19 protein-coding genes are annotated in these 23,819 nt (G+C 41.2%); 11 read left to right on the top strand and 8 right to left on the bottom strand.

The window, feature by feature from the left end; genetic code table 11:
* The first annotated feature begins 118 nt into the window (after positions 1-118).
* A complete protein-coding gene (locus RMY64_RS14255) occupies positions 119-2,389 on the top strand; it encodes a bifunctional (p)ppGpp synthetase/guanosine-3',5'-bis(diphosphate) 3'-pyrophosphohydrolase (protein WP_322673603.1) in 2,271 nt (756 codons plus the stop codon).
* A gap of 79 nt (positions 2,390-2,468) precedes the next feature.
* On the opposite strand, the gene RMY64_RS14250 is transcribed toward RMY64_RS14255, so the two are convergent.
* The gene (locus RMY64_RS14250; RefSeq protein ID WP_322700359.1) at positions 2,469-3,671 is read right to left on the bottom strand and encodes a HAMP domain-containing sensor histidine kinase; all 1,203 of its coding nucleotides are present in this window, start codon (positions 3,669-3,671) and stop codon (positions 2,469-2,471) included.
* A gap of 251 nt (positions 3,672-3,922) precedes the next feature.
* Between RMY64_RS14250 and RMY64_RS14245 the strand changes: the two genes are divergently transcribed.
* From RMY64_RS14245 to RMY64_RS14225, 5 genes are all read left to right on the top strand, one after another.
* On the top strand, positions 3,923-4,639 hold the full coding sequence (locus tag RMY64_RS14245) for a class I SAM-dependent methyltransferase (protein ID WP_322700358.1): 717 nt from the start codon (positions 3,923-3,925) through the stop codon (positions 4,637-4,639).
* A gap of 415 nt (positions 4,640-5,054) precedes the next feature.
* A complete protein-coding gene (locus RMY64_RS14240; protein WP_322673606.1) occupies positions 5,055-6,134 on the top strand; it encodes a M4 family metallopeptidase in 1,080 nt (359 codons plus the stop codon).
* 173 nt (positions 6,135-6,307) lie between these two features.
* Positions 6,308-6,607, top strand: a complete 300-nt coding sequence (locus RMY64_RS14235; RefSeq protein WP_322683540.1) for a protealysin inhibitor emfourin — start codon at positions 6,308-6,310, stop codon at positions 6,605-6,607.
* A 135-nt stretch (positions 6,608-6,742) separates the two neighbouring features.
* Positions 6,743-6,910, top strand: coding sequence for a hypothetical protein (locus tag RMY64_RS14230; protein ID WP_322700357.1), 168 nt, complete (start codon positions 6,743-6,745; stop codon positions 6,908-6,910).
* 37 nt (positions 6,911-6,947) lie between these two features.
* Positions 6,948-7,346, top strand: coding sequence for a nuclear transport factor 2 family protein (locus RMY64_RS14225; protein WP_322673609.1), 399 nt, complete (start codon positions 6,948-6,950; stop codon positions 7,344-7,346).
* Positions 7,347-7,382: 36 nt separating this feature from the next.
* Here RMY64_RS14225 and RMY64_RS14220 read toward each other — a convergent pair whose 3' ends face one another.
* The 6 genes from RMY64_RS14220 to RMY64_RS14195 all read right to left on the bottom strand — a co-directional run bounded on the left by RMY64_RS14220 (position 7,383) and on the right by RMY64_RS14195 (position 14,578).
* On the bottom strand, positions 7,383-7,859 hold the full coding sequence (locus RMY64_RS14220; RefSeq protein WP_322700356.1) for a hypothetical protein: 477 nt from the start codon (positions 7,857-7,859) through the stop codon (positions 7,383-7,385).
* Positions 7,860-7,977: 118 nt separating this feature from the next.
* The gene (locus RMY64_RS14215) at positions 7,978-10,374 is read right to left on the bottom strand and encodes a response regulator (RefSeq protein ID WP_322700355.1); all 2,397 of its coding nucleotides are present in this window, start codon (positions 10,372-10,374) and stop codon (positions 7,978-7,980) included.
* A 626-nt stretch (positions 10,375-11,000) separates the two neighbouring features.
* A complete protein-coding gene (gene hpsU, locus RMY64_RS14210; RefSeq protein ID WP_322700354.1) occupies positions 11,001-11,582 on the bottom strand; it encodes a hormogonium polysaccharide biosynthesis acetyltransferase HpsU in 582 nt (193 codons plus the stop codon).
* A gap of 51 nt (positions 11,583-11,633) precedes the next feature.
* Entirely contained in the window at positions 11,634-12,590 is a 957-nt protein-coding gene (locus RMY64_RS14205; RefSeq protein WP_322700353.1) for a glycosyltransferase family 2 protein, read from the bottom strand.
* A gap of 24 nt (positions 12,591-12,614) precedes the next feature.
* The gene (locus tag RMY64_RS14200) at positions 12,615-13,547 is read right to left on the bottom strand and encodes a glycosyltransferase family A protein (RefSeq protein WP_322683628.1); all 933 of its coding nucleotides are present in this window, start codon (positions 13,545-13,547) and stop codon (positions 12,615-12,617) included.
* Between the two features lie 203 nt (positions 13,548-13,750).
* Complete coding sequence (locus RMY64_RS14195; RefSeq protein ID WP_322700352.1) at positions 13,751-14,578, bottom strand: hypothetical protein; 828 nt, start codon at positions 14,576-14,578, stop codon at positions 13,751-13,753.
* Between the two features lie 403 nt (positions 14,579-14,981).
* On the opposite strand from RMY64_RS14195, the gene cobU reads away from it, so the two are divergent.
* Positions 14,982-15,557: a bifunctional adenosylcobinamide kinase/adenosylcobinamide-phosphate guanylyltransferase gene (gene cobU / locus RMY64_RS14190; protein WP_322700351.1), complete on the top strand. Its 576-nt coding sequence runs from the start codon at positions 14,982-14,984 to the stop codon at positions 15,555-15,557.
* A 52-nt stretch (positions 15,558-15,609) separates the two neighbouring features.
* Positions 15,610-16,029, top strand: a complete 420-nt coding sequence (locus RMY64_RS14185) for a hypothetical protein (RefSeq protein ID WP_322700350.1) — start codon at positions 15,610-15,612, stop codon at positions 16,027-16,029.
* A 202-nt stretch (positions 16,030-16,231) separates the two neighbouring features.
* Here RMY64_RS14185 and RMY64_RS14180 read toward each other — a convergent pair whose 3' ends face one another.
* Positions 16,232-17,980, bottom strand: a complete 1,749-nt coding sequence (locus tag RMY64_RS14180) for an endonuclease (protein WP_322700349.1) — start codon at positions 17,978-17,980, stop codon at positions 16,232-16,234.
* Between the two features lie 504 nt (positions 17,981-18,484).
* Here RMY64_RS14180 and RMY64_RS14175 point away from each other — a divergent pair.
* From RMY64_RS14175 to RMY64_RS14165, 3 genes are all read left to right on the top strand, one after another.
* Positions 18,485-19,444 carry a ribonuclease Z gene (locus RMY64_RS14175; RefSeq protein ID WP_322673618.1) on the top strand — a complete coding sequence of 320 codons (960 nt, stop codon included), beginning with the start codon at positions 18,485-18,487 and terminating at the stop codon, positions 19,442-19,444.
* Between the two features lie 741 nt (positions 19,445-20,185).
* Positions 20,186-22,378, top strand: a complete 2,193-nt coding sequence (locus RMY64_RS14170; protein ID WP_322700348.1) for a polysaccharide biosynthesis tyrosine autokinase — start codon at positions 20,186-20,188, stop codon at positions 22,376-22,378.
* Between the two features lie 198 nt (positions 22,379-22,576).
* Positions 22,577-23,722, top strand: a complete 1,146-nt coding sequence (locus RMY64_RS14165) for a SpoIID/LytB domain-containing protein (RefSeq protein ID WP_322688816.1) — start codon at positions 22,577-22,579, stop codon at positions 23,720-23,722.
* Positions 23,723-23,819 lie beyond the last annotated feature (97 nt).

The raw sequence follows: 23,819 nt of genomic DNA, 5'->3' as shown, positions 1-23,819 counted from the left end.
AATCGTCCTTACACTGCTTTTTCCAACCCGTCTTTGGGCAACAGCATCTTTATCAGGGCGATGCTGCTAGTTTTATTTATCATTCACTTATCTACCGATCCATTCAAACCCAAATTGTATGAGCAGTATAGCGATAAATTCATCAGTTGACCTTGCCATTCCCGAATGGTTAAAAAAATGTTTGAAGGAGTCATCGACAACTAGCGGCGCAGCAGAAGATGACCGAAGACATAATGATGCGGTCTTAATTGGTCGGGCATTTGAATTTGCTTACCAACTGCATGAAGGTCAATACCGCAAATCGGGAGAACCATACATTGCTCATCCCATTGCTGTGGCTGAATTGCTGCGTGACTTGGGAGGCAGTGCTGCTATGATAGCAGCTGGATTTCTCCATGATGTCGTTGAAGATACAGAAGTTACAAGTCAAGAAATAGAAGAACGCTTTGGCCAAGAAGTGCGGCAATTGGTTGAAGGTGTCACCAAGCTTTCTAAAATCAATTTCACCAGCAAAACCGAAAGCCAAGCCGAAAACTTCCGACGGATGTTTTTGGCAATGGCGCAAGATATTCGGGTAATTGTGGTGAAATTGGCAGATCGTTTGCATAATATGCGAACTTTACAATATATGTCAGAGGCCAGCCGCCGCCGCAGTGCCCAAGAAACGCGAGATATATTCGCACCCTTAGCCAATCGCTTGGGGATTTGGCGGATTAAATGGGAACTGGAAGATTTGGCTTTTAAGTATTTGGAACCGGAAGCTTACCGCCAAATGCAAGAGCATGTTTCTGAAAAACGCACGGCGCGAGAAGAGAAGTTGGTTAGAGCTACGAATATGTTGCAAGAGCGTTTGCAGCAAGCCGGAATCCACTTTCAGGAGATTAGCGGTCGCCCCAAGCACCTTTATAGCATTTATCAAAAAATGCACCGCCAGCAAAAGGAATTTCATGAAATTTACGATTTGGCAGCGCTGCGAATAATTGTTCAAACCAATGAAGAATGCTATCGGGCCTTGGCGGTGGTTCATGATGCTTTTCGCCCAATTCCTGGCAGATTTAAGGACTATATTGGATTGCCAAAGCCTAACCGTTACCAGTCGTTGCACACTGGGGTGATTGGATTAACTGGCCGTCCTTTAGAGGTGCAAATTCGGACAATCGAAATGCATCATATCGCCGAGTATGGGATTGCCGCTCATTGGAAGTATAAAGAAACAGGTGGTTCTAGCATTAGCCATTTGACAGCGACAGATGACAAATTTACTTGGCTGCGGCAACTGCTGGAATGGCAAACCGATCTCAAGGATGCCCAAGAATATCTTGATAGCGTCAAAGATAATCTATTTGAAGATGATGTCTATGTCTTCACCCCTAAGGGAGATGTTGTTCCTTTAAGTCCCGGTGCTACCACTGTAGATTTTGCTTATCGCATTCATACAGAAGTCGGAAACCACTGTTCAGGGGCGCGGGTGAATGGACGAATGGTGCCACTGTCAACGCGGCTGCACAATGGCGATATTGTAGAAGTTCTCACCCAAAAGAACTGCCATCCGAGTTTAGATTGGTTGAACTTTGTCAGAACTTCGGCAGCGAAATATCGGATAAAACAATGGTACAAGCGATCGCGCCGGGAAGAAAATGTTGCCCGTGGACGGGAATTGTTAGAAAAGGAACTGGGTAAAACTGGTTTTGATAGTTTGCTGAAGTCGGATGCGATGCAGATTGTCGCCGAAAAGTGTAACTACCACAGCGTAGAAGATTTACTCGCCGGTTTAGGTTACGGAGAGATTACCTTGAACCTAGTACTAAATCGCTGGCGAGAAGTAGCCAAGGGACAACAACCAGTTGCCACTGTGTCACCATTTATCCCCAAAGAACCAGCGACATCAAAAGCTTTGCGAGATGCACCTGCAACTACCTCACGTTCCACTGATTCGCCAATTTTTGGGGTGGAAGGTTTGGTATATTATTTAGCTGGGTGTTGTACCCCGATTCCTGGCGAACCAATTATTGGTGTGGTAACGCGAGGTAGGGGGATTTCAATTCATCGCCAAGGCTGCCATAATCTGGAGACTGTGGAGTATGAACGCTTAGTACCAGTTAGGTGGAACCCAGCCGCCGAAAATAGTGGTCGTCCGCACACGTACCCCGTAGATGTTCAAATTGAAGCTCTGGATCGCGTAGGGGTGCTAAAGGATATTTTGTCACGGTTAAGCGATCAAGGGATCAATGTCCGTCATGCCCAGGTGAAAACCTCTACTGGTCAACCAGCATTGATCGACTTAGGAATAGATATACGCGATCGCCCCCAGCTAGAGCAAGTGTTTGTCCAAATTAAGAAAATGAGCGACATTTTGAATATCCGCCGCGTCGGTCAAATTGACGAGTAGATGCGCCAGTTAGGTGCGTTAACGGAGTGTAACGCACCAGTTTAAGTTGCGATTTCACTTTCAAATTTCGCTGAAATAGTCAGCCGTGGTTATAGGTGAGCGCTTCTAATGGCAAAATTACAGTAAATGTTGATCCTTTTCCTAGCTGTGAATCTACTTTAATTTCACCATCCATTAACTGAACGAATCGAGAGACTATTGCTAAACCTAATCCTGTACCATCAGAATTTTGCACTTGGGGAGCAGTTACTTCCCGAAAATAGGGATTGAAGATTTGTGCTTGAGCATCTAAAGAAATACCAATACCACTATCAGTAATGGAGATAGCCCACTGCTGTTGAGATACCGTCCAACACTCCAAATGAATTGAACCAGATTCTGTGTAGCGAATTGCGTTACTGAGCAGATTTATTAGAATTTGCTGAAGCCGAAGCGGATCTGTGATAATTTGACTTGGGGCGCGATCGCATTCAACAACCAAGGATAATTCTTTAGTACGCGCTAATGGCTCAATCATCTCTAAAACAAAGTTGATTAAACTACGCACATCGGTTAAAGTAGGCTGCAATTTCATCTGTCCGGCATCATAGCGCGAAATTTCCAGAGTATCGTTAATTAACCGGACAAGAAGTCTACCACTCTTAAGAACTCGCTCGATACTTTCAAGATTTGCATAGGTGTCTTTGAGTTCTGATTGCTGACGCTGCTGGCGCAGAAATAAGTCTGCGTAACCGATGATTGAAGTGAGGGGCGTTTTCAGTTCATGAGCCAGATGAGAGAGACTATCTTTATTAGCGCGAACCAAACGAGTTAGTTCTTGATTAGTCAACCGTAACTGACTTTGGAGTTGTTTAAGCTCTTGTAATCTTCCTTGAGTATAACTATTAAAGCATCGCGCGATCGCTTCATCAATTACTGTATCAATCAGGCGAACAGCCCTTAGCACCTCTTGTGCAGATCCCTGTAATAAATCTTCTTCTAAAAAGGAAAAAATCACAAACCTGAGTAAACGATACTCTCGCGCAATTTCCTCTGGTTCAAATCCCTGTTGGGCGCGGAGTGTACCGTGTTCTAAACTTGCATCTACTACTGTCTGCAAATCGCTGGTTGCAGATTCAGAAAGTACTGTTGCTAATGCTTTCAAAACGCGGGGTAAGCTATCCCGTACAGCTTTGAAAGTAAGTTCATTAGTAGCTTCAATTTGTTGATCCTGGTAAACTGCTTCTACCCATCGATCGAGAATGGCATCACTTTTTGCAATTAGAGTCTGACTAAAATCCATCTTTTGCTCAACCAAACACAGCGAAGCCTCTCCCACTAGAGGTAGATTAGTACGTTTTATGTCAGTTCGCACCTGACAGAAGATAGAGGTTAGTGAAAAGACAGGTTTTTACTGAACTAATGACTTCAGCTTATTTCACCATAAATGCAAGAGCGATTTTAATACTAAAAGTTTCTCTTATCGATGTAGCATATACCCCAGTAATGATGGATGATTAATATTGATTAATTTGTCTATTTTTTCCAAATTTTATGCAACAGTTATTTCCCGGAGAGGTATTCGCCAACACTGCGGATTTTGACACTGGTATTCGCCAACTGTTACCGCGATACGATGAGATGTTGGAAGTAATTACCCGTTGTTTAACTTCTACAAGTCGGCGTATTTTAGAATTAGGTTGTGGTACAGGCGAACTTAGTCTCAAGATACTCAACCGCTTTCCAGATTCTCAAGTAATTGCCCTAGATTACTCACCGAGAATGTTGCAATTTGCTCAAGATAAAATCACAGCAGCTGGATATCAACAACGCTGGACTGGGATACAAGCAGATTTTGGCGACTGGGCAGATAATCCAGAGAACTTGGATATTGGTAACGAATTTGATGCTTGTGTCTCATCTTTGGCAATTCACCATCTCCAAGATGAGATGAAGTTGAAATTATTTGAGCGAATTGCTGCTAGCCTCACTCAAGACGGCTGTTTTTGGAATGCAGATCCTACCTTACCAGAATCACCAGCCTTAGCAGAAGTTTACAAAGCAGCACGAGAGGAATGGGCAGTGAAACAGGGAATTAACTTGACAGAGATTCGCGCTAAACGTGCCACCAGCAGTTCTCAAGGTTACTCCAGCCAAGACCAGCTAGCTACTTTGGATGCTCATTTACAAATGTTGAGCAAAGCTGGATTTAAGGCAGTTGCAGTACCTTGGAAATATTATGGTCTAGCGGTATTTGGTGGCTGTTTGTGAAAATTATCGGTTTTGGATGCCTAGATTTGAGATTCCCCTGTCTCCAATAGGCATTTATAGAATTAACAACTTGATAGTAACAAAACAGCAATAAATAATATTATTTCTGTTGATAAGAACTAATATATAAACTCAATAGGCCTGTAAAGGAAGTCTTGCTAACTTACACAAGGGTTTTGACTGAAACTTGCGTTAATTAAGCTGGCTTGGTGTTTTTATACAATATTTCCACATCATAAGTAGCCGTGAGGATACTATCAATCCTCTACAGACCTATCCAAAAATACAGAGTAGAAAATTTTCTTCAAACAAGAAACCAGGAACACGCGATTTAGATTCGTTTTTCTGCTCCTTTCTCCAGTGGAGTTAAAGCCACTGTTTGCCATCACTTAGTTTCAAAAGGAGAATATCTTGGATGGCTCGAAATAAAAAGAAATCAGTCGGTTTCAAGCATGAGCAATCACCATACTCTAGATGCCCTATTTGTTGTATTATCCCACCCCATATACTAAAAAATGTCGTGGTCAATGGTAATCCCCAGCAACGTACTTGGGCATTTCATACATTAAATATTTCGGCACAATTTCAGGGACGGAGAAACGTCGTAGGTAATATCTCATTTGCGCCTTCTCCTGGTGAGAAACGCCGTACCATCTACGATGCCAAAAATGGGCAGCAACTTCCTGGTACGCTGGTGCGTGCTGAGGGCGATCCTCCCAGCAGCGATCCAGCAGTGAATGAAGCCTATGATGCTGCTGGTGCGACTTATGACTTGTTTAATGAGATGTTCGATCGCAATTCCATTGATGATAAAGGACTACGTTTAGACTCAAGTGTGCATTATGGTGTCAAATATGACAATGCCTTTTGGAACGGCGACCAAATGGTTTATGGTGATGGCGATGGAGAACTATTTCAACGCTTCACGAAATCAATTGATGTGATTGGGCATGAGTTAACTCACGGTATAACCCAGTACGAAGCAGGTTTACAGTATTATGGCGAACCTGGGGCACTGAATGAGTCATTTTCTGATGTCTTTGGTTCCTTGGTGAAACAAAAGACTAAAAATCAGACTGCACAAGAGGCAGATTGGCTGATTGGTGAAGGTCTTTTAGTACCGACTGTCAAAGGTGTTGCCCTCCGCTCTATGAAAACACCTGGAACAGCATACGATGACTCTGTAATGGGTAAAGATCCTCAACCAGCCCATGTGAAAGATAAATATACTGGTACTGAAGATAATGCTGGGGTACATATCAACTCAGGAATCCCTAACTATGCCTTTTATCTAGCGGCTGTTGAGATTGGTGGCTATGCCTGGGAAAAAGCTGGCAAAATATGGTATGTAGCTTTACGCGATCGCTTGCGTGCCAAAGCAGATTTTAAAAAAGCTGCCAACGTCACCATTCAAGTTGCTGGCGAACTCTACGGTAATGACAGTAATGAGCAAAAAGCTGTGCGAAATGCTTGGCAAAAAGTAGGAGTTATTTAAAGTGAGGAGTGAGGAGTTAGGAGTTAGGAGTTTTTTCTTAACTTCTAACTCCTAACTCTTAACTTCTAACTTTTGAGATGTGTTGTTTGTTGTTGTTAAACTGGGAGTTGAGAAGTATCATCTCCCAGTCTTAGTATGTATTTCAACTAAATAACACAACGGAGAGCAAAAAAATGCGGGTATCACTTGAACGCACGGGTGGCTTTGCTGGAATTACCAAGAAGACAACCGTTGATACAGATACTCTCCCGCCACATGAAGCTGCCACACTTGCCCAACTAGTGGAAGTTGCTGATTTATTTAGGCTACCGGAACTAATTACTTCGCCAAATCCCCAGAGCGATCGCTTTCAATATAAATTAACAGTAGAAGATAACGGCAAGCAACATACAGTGACTGTCAGTGAGTCAGCATTGCCAGGAACCTTAAGACCCCTAATTGAATGGCTACAGATGGTAGCACAGAAAAAGTAAAAATAATTGATTAATTTAATTTTTGAGTGTAAGCAAAGGGGTATTTGATACCTGTGTTGCAAATTTGCCGATGCGAGGATATTTAGTAGTGGTTGGTTTTATCTCCAAAATACGCAAAAAACTTTCTTGTACTTTATGATAAATAATACAGAGACACGCGATCGCTTCTTAAACTTCTTCTACACGGATAAACCCAAAGTTGCTCTTGAACCAACACAGTTTCAAGGCATAAAATCTATACCTAACACTGTAGAATATCTCCTCAGTACTCAGAATTGTGGCACAGTGGTAGTGAGATTTTAAGCAACACGGTATTAGTTTATATCCAGGCGAGGGTAAAATGACACAAAATTCAGAAAATACTTTAAAAGTTGCTCAACAGGCATTTGAGGGTCTAACGCATGGTATGGCAACAGGAGAGTGGGAAGCATTGTTAGATATGCTCACAGAAGATTTCACCCTTTGGTTTCCAATGGCAAAATTCCACGGTTTAAACGTGGGAAAAGAAAGAGCTAGAGAATTTTTCGAGTACGTTTCTGAATCCTTTAGTCCTGGGTTGAAGCTGATTGGTCTAGACCGTGTTACTAGTAATGAAACGACTGCTGTCTTTGAGTTTCGGGACGAGGGGCTTTTATTCGGACAGCCTTACAGAAATCGGGTAGCAGTTTCTTTTGATGTGCGTGGAGACAAAATTTGTGGGTATAGGGAATATTTTGGCAGCGATGGTAAATCGTATTAAATAAGTCGGAATTATGAATTATTTAATTGATTTTTATTAGTTACTCTCAGGGTTGAGTTCGTTGATTTCTTTGCACTTAGCCTCTGCGGCTTGATATGCTGCCAGATAATCTTGACCACCCAACATTACATCACCGTAATATTCATAAGGTGGATCGCCATAAATTGGCAATGGATCGTCTTCTGGATAATCTTCTTTTGATTCTTCAATAATGGCTTTCAGTTTTTTAACAGTCAAACTATGTGCTGCAAAATACCAGATTTCTTGAGGATTTTTGTTCAGGTAAGGTAACGTGGGATCGATAATCCGGACATCAGAGGTATCGTCTAGCTCAATCCAACTGTGTTCGATCGGTCTATATGGTTTTCCAGCAAAAGCTAAAAATCCCTGAATATACTTTGCTCCCTCAGTAGATAATGCTGCTTTATAAGCATTATCAAACGGAGTGCTAGCTCTGCTGTTTATCTGTTCAGCAATTTTGATTGACAGCGTTTCATCCAATAGTTTGTTCATCAATAGCAAGGATTAGAGCAGCCATAAAAACATATTACCACTGCTACTGACCATTTTGCTTGGGCATTGGGAATTAGTTATTCACTAATGACTAATGACCAATGACTAATGACAAACTCTACTTTGTGCTAATCACCATCTGTAAATTTATTAATAAGTCGCTTGAGGTGTAGGGCTTGGACAAAAGGGTTTTAACACTATTACCAAGGTTTTTAATCATTTCATGATTGGAGGCTAATCCACTAACACCAATAATTTTGATATCTGGATTAATTTTTTTCAATACATTGATAGTTGTTGGCCCATCCATAGATGGCATCATCATATCAACTAACACCACACTAATTTCTTGTTGATATTTTGTATATAGTGCGATCGCATCAATACCATCACTAGCCACTAAAACTTTATAAGCATTTTGTTCTAACCAGGTTTGAGTAACCTCTCGAATTGAATCTTCATCATCAACAACGAGAATTAATTCTCCATGCCCTGCTGGTAATTCCTGATATCTAGCTAATTTACTATCTGCTTCGATTGTTTGCGTTACGGGTAAGCAAACTTGAAACTCTGTACCTTTGCCCACTTCACTAACTACATTCACAAAACCGCTGTGGCTTTTGATAATGCCAAGGACTGTTGAAAGACCAAGCCCTGTGCCTTTACCCACTTCTTTTGTTGTGAAAAATGGCTCAAAAATTCTATCTATTATTTCTCTTTTAATTCCTATACCTGTATCGCGCACGGTAATCATCACATAAGAACCCGCCTTAGCATCAATATTCATCCGAGCATAATGGCTATCAACCCAGAAATTCTTCGCAGAAATCTTTAGGATACCGCCATAAGGCATAGCATCACGAGCATTAATGCAGAGGTTCATCAGTACTTGGTGTATCTGAGTTGCATCACCAAAGACATCCCACAGGTTTTGCCCAGGAACATCAATGTGGATTTCAATAGCTCTGGAAAATGTTTGCTTAACAATGTTTTCGATTTCTAAAATTGAATTCCGTATCTGTAAGGTTTTAAAGTTACCTACAGAGCCACGTGAAAACCATAGCACTTGTTTAACTAAATCTGCTGCACGTTTAATATTAGTTTCCATAATTGTCAGCCATTTCTGACTATTTTCATCCGGCAGCTTTGCCTCTAAAAGTTGTACTGTCATCATCATCGGTGTCAGTGCATTGTTGAGGTCATGAGCGATGCCACTTGCTAGAGTGCCAAGACTCTCCATCCGCTGGGCCCGGAGAAACTGGGCTTCAAGTTGCTTTTTCTCTGTGATGTCGGAGTTGACAATCAGGATGGATTTGGCTTGCCCCTCATCATCATTTACTAGTGTCCAGCGACTAGCAACGATGATTTCTTTGCCTTGTTTTGTGACTTGATATAACTCACCTTGCCACGCACCACTCTCAGCTAAAGTTTCCTGGATGTTTTTCAATTGCCAAAAACTTTGCTTTTGATAAAAAAGCTGATTTGCATTCTTGCCCACTACTTCTTCTGCCATCCAGCCGTAGAGATGTTCAGCCCCTTGATTCCAAAATTGAATTTGGTTAATCAAATTTTGAACGATAATCGCATCTGTAGTGATGTTAAGCAAAGCAGCTTGCTCGCGGATTTTCTGTTCTGCATCTTTGCGTTCGCGTAGCGCAGCTTGCTGTTCGGTAATATCAATTACAAAGCCTGCCATCCGAGCAACTTTACCTGTAGAGTCTAAAAAGATATACCCATTGTTCTCAACTGTGATATAAGTGCCATCTTTACGACATACGCGAAATTCAAGATGGAATCGCTCTTTTGTGGATAAAACCCGGTTAATCTCTTTGTTAAAAAAGCTGCGATCGTTAGGATGAATCAATTCTAACCAGCGGTTCAAACCTCCCAACATCTCAGGCATAGAGTAACCTAATATTCGCTCTACATTGCCATCATATTTAATCTCATTAGTATGCAAGTGCCAATCGTAGAGAATCTGACCACTTGCTTGAATTAGTGCTTGATAGCGATTGTTCCACTCATCTAATGCATCTGAATGACATCGTAGTTTTTCCTCTACTCGCTGACGCTCCAAAATTTCGCTCTCTAAACGGTTATTTTGCTCTGTAAGTTTTTTTGTGAGGTTCCGTAAACGTAAATGGGTATTTATCCTAGCTAAAACTTCTTGAGATTCTAAAGGTTTGGTAATGTAATCTACAGCCCCAAGATTCAAACCTTTAACTTTATCTACCTTGTCACTCATGGCAGTTATAAATATTACGGGAATATCTTGAGTGGCTGGATTGTTTTTCAAAAGTCTACAAGTCTCAAAACCGTCAATTCCTGGCATTAATACATCCAGTAAAATCAGGTCAGGTGAAGCATATTCTGCCATATAAACGGCACTTTGCCCATCTTCAGATACTAAAACTTGAAAGCTGTAATAATCTAAAAAGTCAAATAATACTTGTAAATTAACAGGAGTATCATCGACTATTAAAATAACAGGTTTTTCATTTATATTAACATTCATACTTGCCTCTTATTAAATTTATTTAAAAACTTCTATAATTGATTTTTCTTGAAAATAAAATCTTTAAAATACTTACGTAAAACTACAGGTGGTAGGGGCAATTCAGAAATTACTCCTATCTAAAAATCAGGGTTTCAGCTATTGTTTGCGTAACTCCTGCTTTAGCAAGTTGATGAAGATGTGTGGCAGATGGCACTCGATCGCCTACTTGTTGGAATAGCAAAAATAATTTTGCTATTTAAAATGTCTCTTGGCTGATTTGAGATACCATACTTTCTGCCAATTTTTTAGATACACACAAATTTTAGACTTAAATTAAAAAGATTTAATTAAATAAAAGTAAACTATTTCCACAAAATAGCGGTTTCCAAGTGATGAAGTATATATAGGAATCCGGTTTGATTCCTGAATTTACTTGCGTGGGCAGGGAACAGGAAAGAAGGCATAGATCCGTACTGAGTCTTGTTCAAAAATAAAATAGGAGTCCTATACCTCATTCTTATTAGAAAAAGCTATATAGCGATCGCACTTTTATTCTCTTTCCAAAAACAAATAAATATATATATGGAAAAGTTAAGGGCGCACAGCTAGCTGCACGCCTTTACTATGTTTATCTATAAATAAATCTATGGAGTTGTGGAGGGATCGAGTTTTAGCCGAGCCGTTTTGGGGTGACAGGGACTTCCCCAACAAACCTGCCCAGAAGGCATATTAGTAAAAACACTACTCCGAGCGCCAATTACAGCATTAGCCCCGATTTGCACTCCTGGCCCAACAAAACAATCAGCCGCTACCCATGCACCATTTTCAATGGTGATACTTGCTGTTTTCAACCCAAAGGCAGGATCTTGGAGATCGTGAGTACCAGTACACAGGTAACTTTTTTGGGAAACTACGCAATGTTCGCCGACTTCGATCCGATCGAGGCTATATAAAACTACGTTATCTCCAATCCAACTGTAGTTACCAATGGTAACTTTCCAGGGGTAGGTAAATCGGGCTGTAGGTCGAATTAATACACCTTTGCCGATACGAGCGCCAAATAATCGTAGCAAAGCACAACGTACAATATTTAACGGTTGAGGAGTTAGAGGAAAGGCGATCGCTTGTACAAACCACCATAATAAAACATACCAACTTGGACGCCCCCGGTCAAACCAAGATTGGTCATATTTGCGTAAATCTACGAAAGGTTGGTCATTAGTCATTAGTCATTAGTCATTAGTCATTAGTCATTAGTTATTTGTTATTTGTTATTATCAGGAATCAATGGTCAATAGCTTTGCTTCTGCTTCTCTGCTCCCCTGCTCCTCTGCTCCCTCTTTTGGGATAGTTGCAGTATTTAAGTGACCACCACAGTTGCGTAATTCGTAAAGTTTAACGCCAATTTGATATTCATATTGACTGAGTAAACGTGCATAGATATATCCTGCTTTGCCATCTAAAAAACCGCGTTGAATTATATAAAATAAAACAAACCGCAAAACGGGTTTAAATGGTAGGTGTACCCAAACTTTTTTCAAAAATCTTTTGCGTTGTACGGCATCGCCAAATAGATTAGCGCCGATAGTACCACTATCATCTTTACCTGTAAGAATATTAAAATAAACCCTGGCTTCCCAGTTGGAATATCTGTTGTGCCGTTCTAACCAGTGGTAAAGGTCGCGGAAGTCTTCGTGGAGCATATCATTTTTGAGATACCCAACTTTCCCTTGCAAAATCACGTGTTCGTGAACTTCGTTATCACCAGTATTAGGAATATCTTCTGTATTTAGATTTTCGTAGCGACCTTTTTTATGTTGAAATAAACGTAGATTCCAATCAGGATATTTCCCGCCATAACGAATCCATTTTCCTAAGAAAAATACGCGGCGGTTGAGATAATAACCTGTATATTCATCATTTTTAATTACTTGCTCAATTTCTGACCAAAGTTCGGGGGTGATGCGCTCATCACAATCTACAATTAGCACCCATTCATTACGAAAAGGCAAATTATCTAAAGACCAATTTTTCTTTTTAGGCCAGCGTCCATTGAAGTTGAATTGTACGACATTTACACCGTAACTTTTAGCAATCTCAATGCTGTTGTCAGTACTTTGAGAATCTACTACAAATATTTCATCTGCTCTGCTGAGGCTAGTAAGGCAAGCAGGCAAGTTAGCTTGTTCATTTTTTGCTGGAATTAGTACTGAAACTGGTATTTTAGATGACATATTGAGTAAAAATTATGTTACTGGTTATTTCTTATTTGATGTAGATAAAAGACCCTGAATAGCAGCATTTAAGTAACCAATCTGACCGTAAGCATACACCAGTTTGTCAAACCGTTCTGCTGGATCGGAGAAATACTGTAAAGCTTTATACAAGCCTCGCACAAACCGTTCGCTACCTCGCTGTAATTGAGCGATCCCAGCTTTACCAGCGAGTTGTTCTCGATAGCATTCACTGATACCCTGCCACCAGCCCCGGTTTAAAAACCAGGAGCGTTGGAGGCGTTCTGGGGCTACATTGTGAGCGACGAGTGCTTCAGGAAGATAAGCAACTTGCCAACCACGCTGTAGAGCAAATTCGGTCATTTGCAGTTCTTCGTTAGATAATAAATTTTTACCCACTCGACCGAGATGGGGATCGAAACCGCCAATTTCTTCGAGGAAACTGCGGCGGATAGAGTAATTTAAGCCTCTGGGTGTTAAGCCAGGTTGCTCAATGTAGATGTTACTGTCACCTAAGTCGTATGCACCCAGATTTGCAGCTAGCCCCGGAGATAGCCATCGTGGTTGTTGAATTCCTGGAGGCCACAGGAGAGTGACTTTGCCACCTGCGATCGCTAGCTTAGAATTATTGTAATAGGCAGAATATAAAACTTGTAGCCAGCCCTTACTGGCAACGGCATCATCATCTAGATAAGCAAGAATATCACCACTGGCTACCTTTGCACCCGTGTTGCGGGCGACAGATAAACCAATGGTGGGTTCAAAAACATACTTCAGGCGCGGATTGTGGCTTCTTTGTTCTACAACCTCACGAGTGCGATCGCTAGATCCATTATCAACTACCACAATTTCAAAGTCAGCAGCAAAATCCTGCTCTAAAAGACTATCAATTGCAGCCCCTAAATAGGTATCTCGATTGTGGGTACAGATAATGGCAGAGATTTGGATGTCTGGCATAGATTGAATTTTGGATTTGAGATTTGGGACTTCGGCTCCTTTCGACTTCTCTACGAGACGCTACGCGAACGCTCAAGGCAAGTCGCTCAGTCGAACGATTTTAGATTAAAATCTAAATCCAACGCTATAACTGCTGAGAGTTAATCTAAACCAAAAGTTACCGACCTACCAACCGAGTTTCTTCGGAAATAATCTTTAAAACTTTACGTTTGTTGAATATGACTGTGTAAAACTACAAGAGTTTGCGCCAGTTGACTAAGGCGGGTTTCCAAAGATTGCTTGCGCCCTAACAGTTGACGTAACTTTTGGTAACGAGCGATCGCCATACTAACATTGGGAACCTGATCCGGTGGACATGGACGCGACCAAACTTTACCAGTATCGTCTACACCACAGAGGCGATAGCCAGTAATAGATGATTGATAAGATACTTTTCCACCAGTGGCACAAATTTCTTCTACGTAGTTCATCAGGCGGTCAACTTCTGCATGGCGCAGTGTCGCAGTTCCTCCTGGTTCTGGTTCGGGGGGATTGGATTCTAACCAGCCATTGACAATTGGCCCTTCTAAGTAAATATCCTGAATTTGTTTCAAAATATTTTGCAATTCTGTTTGCCAACCAGCAACAGTTTCCTGAATTTCTTGCAATAGATTCATTGCCAATGCTGGATTCGCTCCGTGGCGATGGCTACTAAAAGTGGGAGTTTTCAACTTGGGTAGGCTGGGTGTTTTGTTACCATTCTCTTCTGCTTGAAAGGTCTGCACAGATTCATGGTGAGGAAAGAAATTTTGGTCAGAAGGAGAAGAATTTTCAGTATTTACGCTTAAGTCAACTGTTTGTTCTTGTGACTTTACTTCCTCATCCTGAGAGGATGGAATTTGTGTACTTTCTGTAGGTTCGTTAGCTCCGACGCTGATTCTAAAGGAGAAAGGCCGTTTTGTTGTCGAATCAGTTGTTTCGGCAGTAGAGGCAGTGCCGCGATTCCCTAAATCGTGTAGAGTTGCTTCAATGCGTTTTAAGCCTGCGTTCATAAAGACATCCTAAAGTTTGCTGTCCCCAGTAGTATTGAATAATTAAGAATGGGGTAGTTGGGATTTTTGGCTTTTGCCAGTTGTAGCATCTAATGATGCTGGTGCTAATTTTATCCCTTAAAAGTTATTTGAAACCAAAAATCTCACCCATGAAGTAAAAAAATGTGGCCATCAATTGTAACCGTGGGTATGTAGAGGAGGCAGGAGGCAGGAGATTGGAATTTATCTGTTGCTCTTAACCCCATCTAATTCCAGACCACGAAATTGTAGATTTTGCTGGAGGACTTAAACCACAAGCTTACTTGCGATAATAACCATAGGAGGCGACGGCAATATTCCTTCTGCCTTCTGCCTCCTGCCCTCTGCCTCCTGCCTCTCTTGTTAAAATACTCAGTAAAAAACTTTGGGTAAAATCATTTTAGTAACAGGGCCAGCACGATCTGGTAAAAGTGAATGGGCAGAAACTTTAGCTATGCAGTCAGGAAAAGCAGTTGTTTATATAGCAACAGCCACCGATAACCCAGATGACCAAGAGTGGCACCAACGCATTTTAGAACACCAACAACGTCGTCCCCAAGACTGGGTAACTTTATCTGTACCTGTGGAACTGTCTGCTACCCTTGCTGATGCCAAACCCTATACTTGCCTCTTAGTTGATTCTTTAGGGACTTGGGTTGCCAATCTCCTAGAACAGGATGAATCTAGCTGGGAAAATACCCTTGCAGAATTATTAGAGACGGTGGAATTGGTTGCTGCTGATATGCTGTTTGTAGCAGAAGAAGTGGGTTGGGGTGTGATCCCAGCTTATCCCCTTGGAAGGATGTTCCGCGATCGCCTCGGTTCTTTAGTACGCCAGCTAGCAACACTTAGCGAAACTGTTTATTTAGTGACTGGGGGCCATGTTCTCAATCTCAGCATCCTTGGTTCGCCATTGCCAAATAGAGTTGATGCTGGAACATTCAGGAGTCAAGATTCTTAACTGTTGATTCAAATTAATCCAAAATCTAAAATCTAAAATCTAGAATTGTAATATGGCAACCAAACAAGAAGTAAGAAAATACCTTGCCTACTGGTTTCAGTTGGGTAAGAGAGTGATTACGGGCAACGGTGAGGCAAGCTTTTTGCCCCAATCGGTGCTAAATGGCGATCGCTATAGTGAAGAATTTGAAGAATGCTGGCAAAAAATTATTTCATCGCAATCGGGTGATTGTTACCTTGAGGGTACACATGAAACTATTGCTGAATTGTTGACGCCAACATGGAATATGCTACCTTGCAGCCGATGCAGTATGCCAATAGCCGCGCGAAACGTCGGGATGCCGGCGTTGTTATGTCCCTGCAATGATTTACCTAACTGGCCGAATACTGAATTGCCAGCACCGCGAGAGCCAATTAAAACTCAAAACCAACTCCAAACAATTCGCGATCGGCTTGTAAAGAATATTACATAAAAAAATTGCTATGGGACTTCCAAAGAAAAAAATATCCCACAATTAACAGTCAGCAACTTCAAGCGGGATAATTTATTTTTTGGAGTTCCCTATAAAACCAATTGCAACTTCAACGGCTGTCGAAAAACCCATCTGCTCAATTTCTCAAAAATGCAGGTCTAAAACTCTTCCCACCAGGATAGAGTTAAGACCTATGTATTTTTTAGTTGCAGTAGGTTCGTTGTGGCAGGGTAGAATCTAATACAAAGGGATTATCATTACCTTGGGGTGTTTTAGCGATCGCATGACTGCGTGCTACCTCACTAACATCAATTGGATCGTCTGCTTGCCACTTACAGAGAGTATCCTTTTGTGTTTCAAAGAAGCTTGCATTTGCCAGTTCTGGGTAGACTGTGCGGAAATAGAAAATTACGCGAGCAATATCTCCTTTCTTTGCCTCCCGTGGTTCAAAAAATCCCCGTCTGAATTCACTGTATTTGTCAATCTCCTGCGGATTTGGTTGGAAACTTAGTTCATCATCATCGAGATACCAAGACGTAGTTTGATTATCAGGAATATCTCCAAATGGAAAGTTGGCGCGATCGCTGTTAACTTCCACACGTGAAGCAAAGAGGTTATGCAAATCGCTTTTTGCTGGGCCCTCAGCTCCCATACTCTGCGGCCAGACGTGTTCAGCATTGATTCTGTGTCGTGCTGCTTCCTCTCTGGGTTTATCTGAATTTGGGTCGAGCGGAACACTGTAACCAGCGTAGATGTCCGTTACTGTACCGCCTTGGTTATCTATTTTGGTGTAGAGCAAATCACGGGCACTACCATATCCGAGGCTAGCACGAGGCGAGTAAAGGCTATCTAGTTTTTCCAGTAAATCGTCTCCTGTAACATCAGAAAGAATTGTGCCTGGTGTAACTGGTGGTTCAGGACTGCTAACTGGGACTGATGGAATGGGAGTAGTCTCACCAATTGCTGATAGAGTAAATCGAGCAATTACAGGGTCATGATCGCTGACTACTCTAGAAATCCCTGCGTTAACGTGAACAGCATTGATCTCAGGATTTCCATTGTTAAACAAATTTGGGGTAATCAGGATTTGGTCAATTTGTTCCTTATTCCCTTGAAAGACATAAGAGAAGCGGTCATCTTGAGGAATTTTGTTTACCAAATTTTTCAGCTGATTTCCTTCAAGGATTTTAATCGGCTGGGAGTCTGGAGTATCGTTTAGATCGCCAAGAACGACAATATTTGCATTTGGGTCAGTAGTTAAGCGATTTTCGACAAATTTGTTAACAATTGTTGCCTGCTGTATCCGTTTCGGGTTGGAAGCTGCTCCTCCACTTTTAGAAGCAAAGTGATTGTTGATCAAAGTGATAGGAATATCATTGAAAGTAAATTCACCCACTAAAGGTTTGCGACTTTCTAAAAAAGCTGGATCGTCCGCAAAGCGTTCAAGCTTTTGTAGCTTAACTCGTTGAGGATTGAACAAAAAGCCTACCCGAATATTGCCACCTGGTTGGCCTCCATCAAGTCCGTTCTGAGGAGGAATTTCCCGATATTCATAGGCTGGGCCTCCTACAGATTGAATAGAACTGATTAGAGTGTCAGCAGTCAGAGTAGCATCAACTACAGAACTTAACTCAGCTCCATCATTGTCTTGTACTTCTTGCAAAGCAATAATATCTGGTTTTTCAAGATTACTAACAATCTGGTTTGCCAAAGCTGCAAACTTACCGTTTCTCACATCATCATCGACGTTTCTGGGCGACCTATCATCAACCTTAGAGACGTTTTCCTTTTTAGGATCGAGGTTTTCGACGTTAAAGGTGGTAATCGTTAATTGCGTAGGACTCCCTACCAAAGATGTAACTTGTACAGCATGAGCGATTCCTGAAGGAAGCCAGAATGCAAGAAAAACGATAAAGCACAGTGTATGCAAGACTTTTCGGAAAGAACTCATGAACATTCTCCTTAATTGCAAATAGAGACTTAACTCAGTTGGAGCGCCATTCCGAAGATATGAGAAACAAAGAAATTGAAGTTTTTCTAAAGCCATTTGACTAAGAAAAACAAGCAAAACAATCTATCTGTTTCAGTCCAAAATCAAGTATTGAGTGCAAGCTTATGTTTGTATTAAGAGATGTACTTCGATTCCCAAGAATAAGTCATAACACAACCAATAATACAGCAGTCATTTGGTATTTATCAACTTATTATCTAGTCACTTGCAGATACTAAATTGCGATCGTAACTAGTAACAAATGCCTTATGCTTCTCAAGAGTGCTGAATGGGGAATCTTACTTTTTTACTCAGGACTGAGAACGGGCTAAATGCCCCGCTAATAAAACTTTGAACTGTTTTGGCCCATGCCCAATGCTCAAATTCCTAAATATTTTGCTCAATAACCGTGCCACTATAGAAAATAGAGCTGCAAATTGAGCAATAGGAAGACTAAAGAACACTGTGCAGATAACATTCTTAGGGACGAGTTCCGGTGTACCCACGCGATCGCGCAATGTTTCCAGTGTCGCTCTGAGATTACCCCAAAGGGCAGAACTGTGGTTATTTGACTGTGGCGAAGGTACTCAGCATCAAATTATGCGGAGTGAACTGAAAATCAGTCAACTCTCCCGAATTTTTATCACCCACATGCACGGCGACCACATCTTTGGCTTGATGGGACTTCTTGCTACTTGCGGCTTGGCTGGCAATGTGGAACGAATTGATCTCTATGGCCCACCTGGATTAAATGATTACATTCAATCCGCCTCACGTTATTCCTACACGCATTTTTCTTACCCGATCAAAGTTCACGCCATCCGTCCAGGGATAATTTATGAAGACAATGACTTCACCGTTAGCTGCGGTAATTTGCATCATCGAATTACAGCTTTCGGCTACCGCGTAGCCGAAAAAGACCGAGCCGGACGCTTTGATGTGGAAAAAGCCAAGGCATTGCAAATTCCTCCTGGTCGGGTTTACGGTCAACTCAAACGGGGTGAAACAGTTACCCTTACAGACGGACGGGTGATTGATGGCACCCAATTGTGCGGCCCTACAGAAATTGGTCGAAAGATTGCCTATTGTACAGATACAATTTATTGTGATGGTGCAGTGGAATTAGCTCATGATGTCGATGTATTAATTCACGAAGCAACCTTTGCCCATCAAGATGCAGATATGGCTTTCCAGCGGTTACATTCCACAACCACAATGGCAGCGCAAACAGCTTTAGCTGCTGGTGCGCATCGACTGATTATGAGTCATTTCAGTCCCCGCTATGCTCCCGGAAATACTTTAGAGTTGAAGGATCTCCTCAAAGAAGCTCGTGCTATTTTTCCCCGTACTGATATGGCTTACGATTTTATGATTCATGAAGTACCCAGACGACGGGAAATAGAGTTAACCAAGGTAAGCGTTTAAATTTTGGACTTTCCTGCGTAACGCTACGCGTAGCTTCCCTGGAAGGGTACGGCTACGCTAAGTCTAACGATTTTAGATTTTAGATTTCCTACTGAGCGCTTCTAATCTAAAATCTAAAATTAACCAGGTTCTATTTTAGATTTTAATAGTCTCAATCATAAAATCAAGCAAATAAACAGTAGCTTTATTTTCTGAGTAAGTAAACTATTTAACCAACAATTTACGGTTAACTAGATGTATCAATAATATACAAATAGTATGGTTTAAATATTTTTATCAATGTGTTTTTTCTATTACAAGTTATTAAAATAACTATAATATATCTAGTAATATTATGAGTTGGATAATTTTATACTCAAATACTTAGGAAAAATAATTAATTTTTCGTCAAGATTTTTATTCCTTAAATAAAATATTTATTAAAAATTTATCCTTCTAACACTGATTCAGAATTTATATGCATGAATTGATGAACATGAAAGCACCAGTTGGCATAATGTTGTGCCAAATTAGCTTGTCATTGTTGGAAGAAGAATTAAGTATGCGATCGCAGCTATTATACCATTTTGAAAAATGATCGCGACACATGGATTCACACCAAGCCAGACGCACCAAGGCAATTTCCAATCCAAAATCTAAAATCCAAAATCTAAAATGGTATTAGGTGTAAAAAAAATCATTTCATATTTCTCATAAATCTTCCAAATAAATATAGTGTTTCGATATTAGAGGAGTTTAATAGTGGCTAAGACTAGTCTGAATCAAAAGCAACAGGTTACTACTTCAACACAAGGCGCAGTTGACATCAGACAACTATCTACTATTTTGCTTCGCCGACGCTTTCTGATCTTTGGGGTTTCCTGTGTAGTTATGTCAGTTGCTAGCCTCTTGGCTATCAATGCAAAACCTACTTACCAGAGCAATATGCAGATATTGGTGAATTCCCATTTATCTCAAGGATCGCAGTCAAATACTCAGGTTACTAATTCAAATTCTCAAGTTGTTGATTCCACTACTCAGATGAAACTTATGCTGAGTTCTAAGTTGCTTCAAAAAGCTGTAGATTTACTCCATTCTGATTATCCTGAGCTTACTTTAGAAGATATCAATGGTCAAAAACAACATAACAAAAAAGCACCTTTAGAAGTAACTCCAGAAGCGGGAGGTATAGGAGCAAATAAAGTTTTTAATCAAGCATTTAAAGTTTCTTTTAATGATGACGATCCAGTAAAAGCACAAAGAGTACTTCAAGCGCTACAGAAAGTCTATCAAAACTACAACAAACAGCAGCAAAAAGAACGTCTGAATCAGGGATTAGCTTTTGTAAACACTCGCCTACCTGAAATGAAAAAAGAGGTAAGTAAAGCTGAGAAAAACTTAGAACAGTTTCGCAAAAAACATAAATTACTCGATCCCGAAGTCCAAAGTAAAATTCTGCTAGAATCTCTAGCCGATATTCAACAACAATTACAAACCACTCGTGCCAATCTTCAAGATGTAAACGCTCGCTACGAGAATCTAGAGCAATTAATAGCGTCTTCGTCTCAGCAGAATACACTACTTTCTTCTCGTTTAAATCAGTCAAGCCGCTATCAAGCATTATTAAGTGAAATTCAAAAGACTGAACTAGCGTTGGCTAAGGAGCGGCTCCGCTACACAGATGATTATCCATCGGTACAAAAATTAAAACAGCAACGCCAAAGTCAACTTTCCCTCTTGCGAGAAGAGGTGAAAACTATTACTAATACTAGTAAGGAAAAGCCTTTATTCAAAGGACAAATGTTAGGGGTCGATCCAACGCTAGTAGATGAGTTTGTTTTGGTACAGACAAGTGTTTTAGGACTCACTGCCAATGAAAAAAATTTAGTCGAATCAGAACAGCAACTACGCTCTGAGCTAAACAAATATCCAAGCTTAATAGCAGAATATAATCGTCTGTTGCCAAAGGTAGAAACTAGTCGTAAAAACCTTGAACAACTAATCCAGGCACAACAGTCATTAGGACTGAAAATTGCTCAGGAAGGATATAACTGGCAAGTTTTGACAGAACCTTCTCCCGGTATTTATATGGGCAACAACAGATTATTCTTTTTGGTTGGAGGAGCAGTAATTGGGCCGATTTTAGGTATCTTAGCAGCTCTGATTTTGGAAAAGTTTAATGACGCTATTTATTGTGCCGAAGATTTAAAGAAACTGACGAACCTACGTATATTAGGATCGGTACCAAAACTACCGTCACGTGGTGTCAAAAAACGGCGATTTAGCCTGCCTTGGAATGTCCGAAGTAGGTCAAATTCTTCTGTAATAGAAGCCAGCAGTAAATTGCCCGTCCATGAAACTTTGGACATGATTTATCAAAATATTCAAATATTAAAATACCCCTTACCATTCAAGTCGCTGATGTTCACTTCAGCATTACCAGGGGAAGGAAAGACAACCTTAGTATTAGGACTTGTAGCTAGCGCTGCCCGGATGCATAGACGGGTATTAGTAATTGATGCTAACCTACATAATCCTAGCCTACACAAAATCTTGGAACTATCCAATGATTGGGGACTCTCTCTGTTATTAGTTGATGAGACAACTACTCATTTTCAAGATTACATCCAGCCGATTCACCCCTCTATTGATATTTTGACTGCTGGGCCAGAACCAGAAGACACAGTGAAGTTGCTCAGTTCTCAACGAATGAAGGAACTAATAGAGCTATTTGAGCAAAGTTATGATCTAGTACTAATAGATGCTCCATCTATTTTAGGCACGGTTGATGCCAGGATTGTGGCATCTTTTTGCAATGGTATTGTAATGGTAGAGCGTATGGGGAAAGTGACTCGAACTGAACTGACTCAAGCAACAGAAATTTTGAGTAAGTTGAATTTAATTGGAATTATCGCTAATGAAGCGAGCAATTCTCAAAAGGTATTGGCATCGTAAATCGAAGAATAAAAGTTTCTCTTCCACAGCAGTCAGATTTGGACGATTCACTTTTTCTGATTTCTACCTTATATTTAAAGCAAAATGCATAATTAGTAGGAGGTGGCAACCTCCCGCGTTGGAGAACTGTCTCATCTTAAGTAGTAGACGCCATAATCCAGAGCGTCAATTAGATACTAGTGTGATTAGATGATCGGTATGAAATTCCAACTTTACTTAGGCTCCTTATTTTCTCAGATTAAAGTACGTTATTGGTGGGTAAGTATCTTTTTGTGGATTGCTTTGGTTGCCCCAGCCCAAGCGTCTGTAATTTTACGCGTGGCAATTGAGAGGGGTGTTAATCAGGTAAAAGTAGGCAGTTCCACCACTGGGATTGTTAAGGATAGTACTGGCCGGACTCTCGGACAGTTGCCAGCGATGAGCGCATATTATGCCCAAGCCGTTCCTGGCGGAGTTGCTTTAGATAAGTGGCAGTCTGGTTTATTTTGGATTGAGCCAACTGGTAAAGGATTTGTTTATATTGGCGATCGCTGGTATCGAGGCAGAACTCTGGTTGTCCCCACAGAAAAAGGCTTAACGGCTGTTAACTGGGTTGACGATCAAGAATATCTCTACAGCGTTCTCGGTGGGGAAATGGATGCTAGCTGGCCCCAAGAAGCACTAAAAGCCCAAGCGATCGCAGCCCGCACTTACGCCCTCTACGAACGAGAAAGACAACGCAATAATCCCGTTTACGATTTAGGCAATACCCCCGATCGCTGGCAAATTTACAAAGGTGTCATCAGTGAATCTCCTGCTACTTACGCCGCAGTGGATTCTACTCTAGGGCAAGTACTAACTTACAAAAACCGGATTATTCTCTCAGTCTTCCACGCTTGTTCTGGGGGACACACTGAAAACGTAGAAGATGTTTGGGGAAGCAGCGAACCTTATCTACGTGCTGTTCAAGACTACGATCAAAATATCCGCGAATGTAATTGGGTAAAAACTTTCTCGCCCAGTGAAATTAGCGCTAAATTTCCTGAAGTGGGCAGCGTGACGGCGATGATTCCAGAAACATACTCACCTTTTCGCAGTGTTAAAGTTTTAAAAATTGTCGGTAACAAGGGCACGAAGGTGCTACAGGGTGAAGAAGTGCGAACAGCCCTCAAGTTAAAAAGTACCAAATTTAGCGTCACTAAGGGGGCTGATGGTAGTTTTGTACTGCAAGGGCTTGGCTATGGTCATGCTTTAGGCATGAGTCAGTGGGGGGCGTACAATCTGGCTCGGCAAGGAGTGAACCATCTGCAAATTTTGGGACATTATTATCAAGGTGTAGCTCTAACACCAATTCAGGCGAAGTAATCAGGGATTGGGGATTGGGGATTGGGGATTGGGGATTGGGCGTTGGGCATTGGAAAGAGGACTTGGAGACAAGGAGAATTGGGGACAAGGGGAAAGA

Source organism: Nostoc sp. DedQUE08 (assembly GCF_034530895.1).
Taxonomy (GTDB): Bacteria; Cyanobacteriota; Cyanobacteriia; order Cyanobacteriales; family Nostocaceae; genus Nostoc.
The sequence above is the reverse complement of the archived record's forward strand: the minus strand, read 5'-3'. Positions and strand labels throughout refer to the sequence as shown.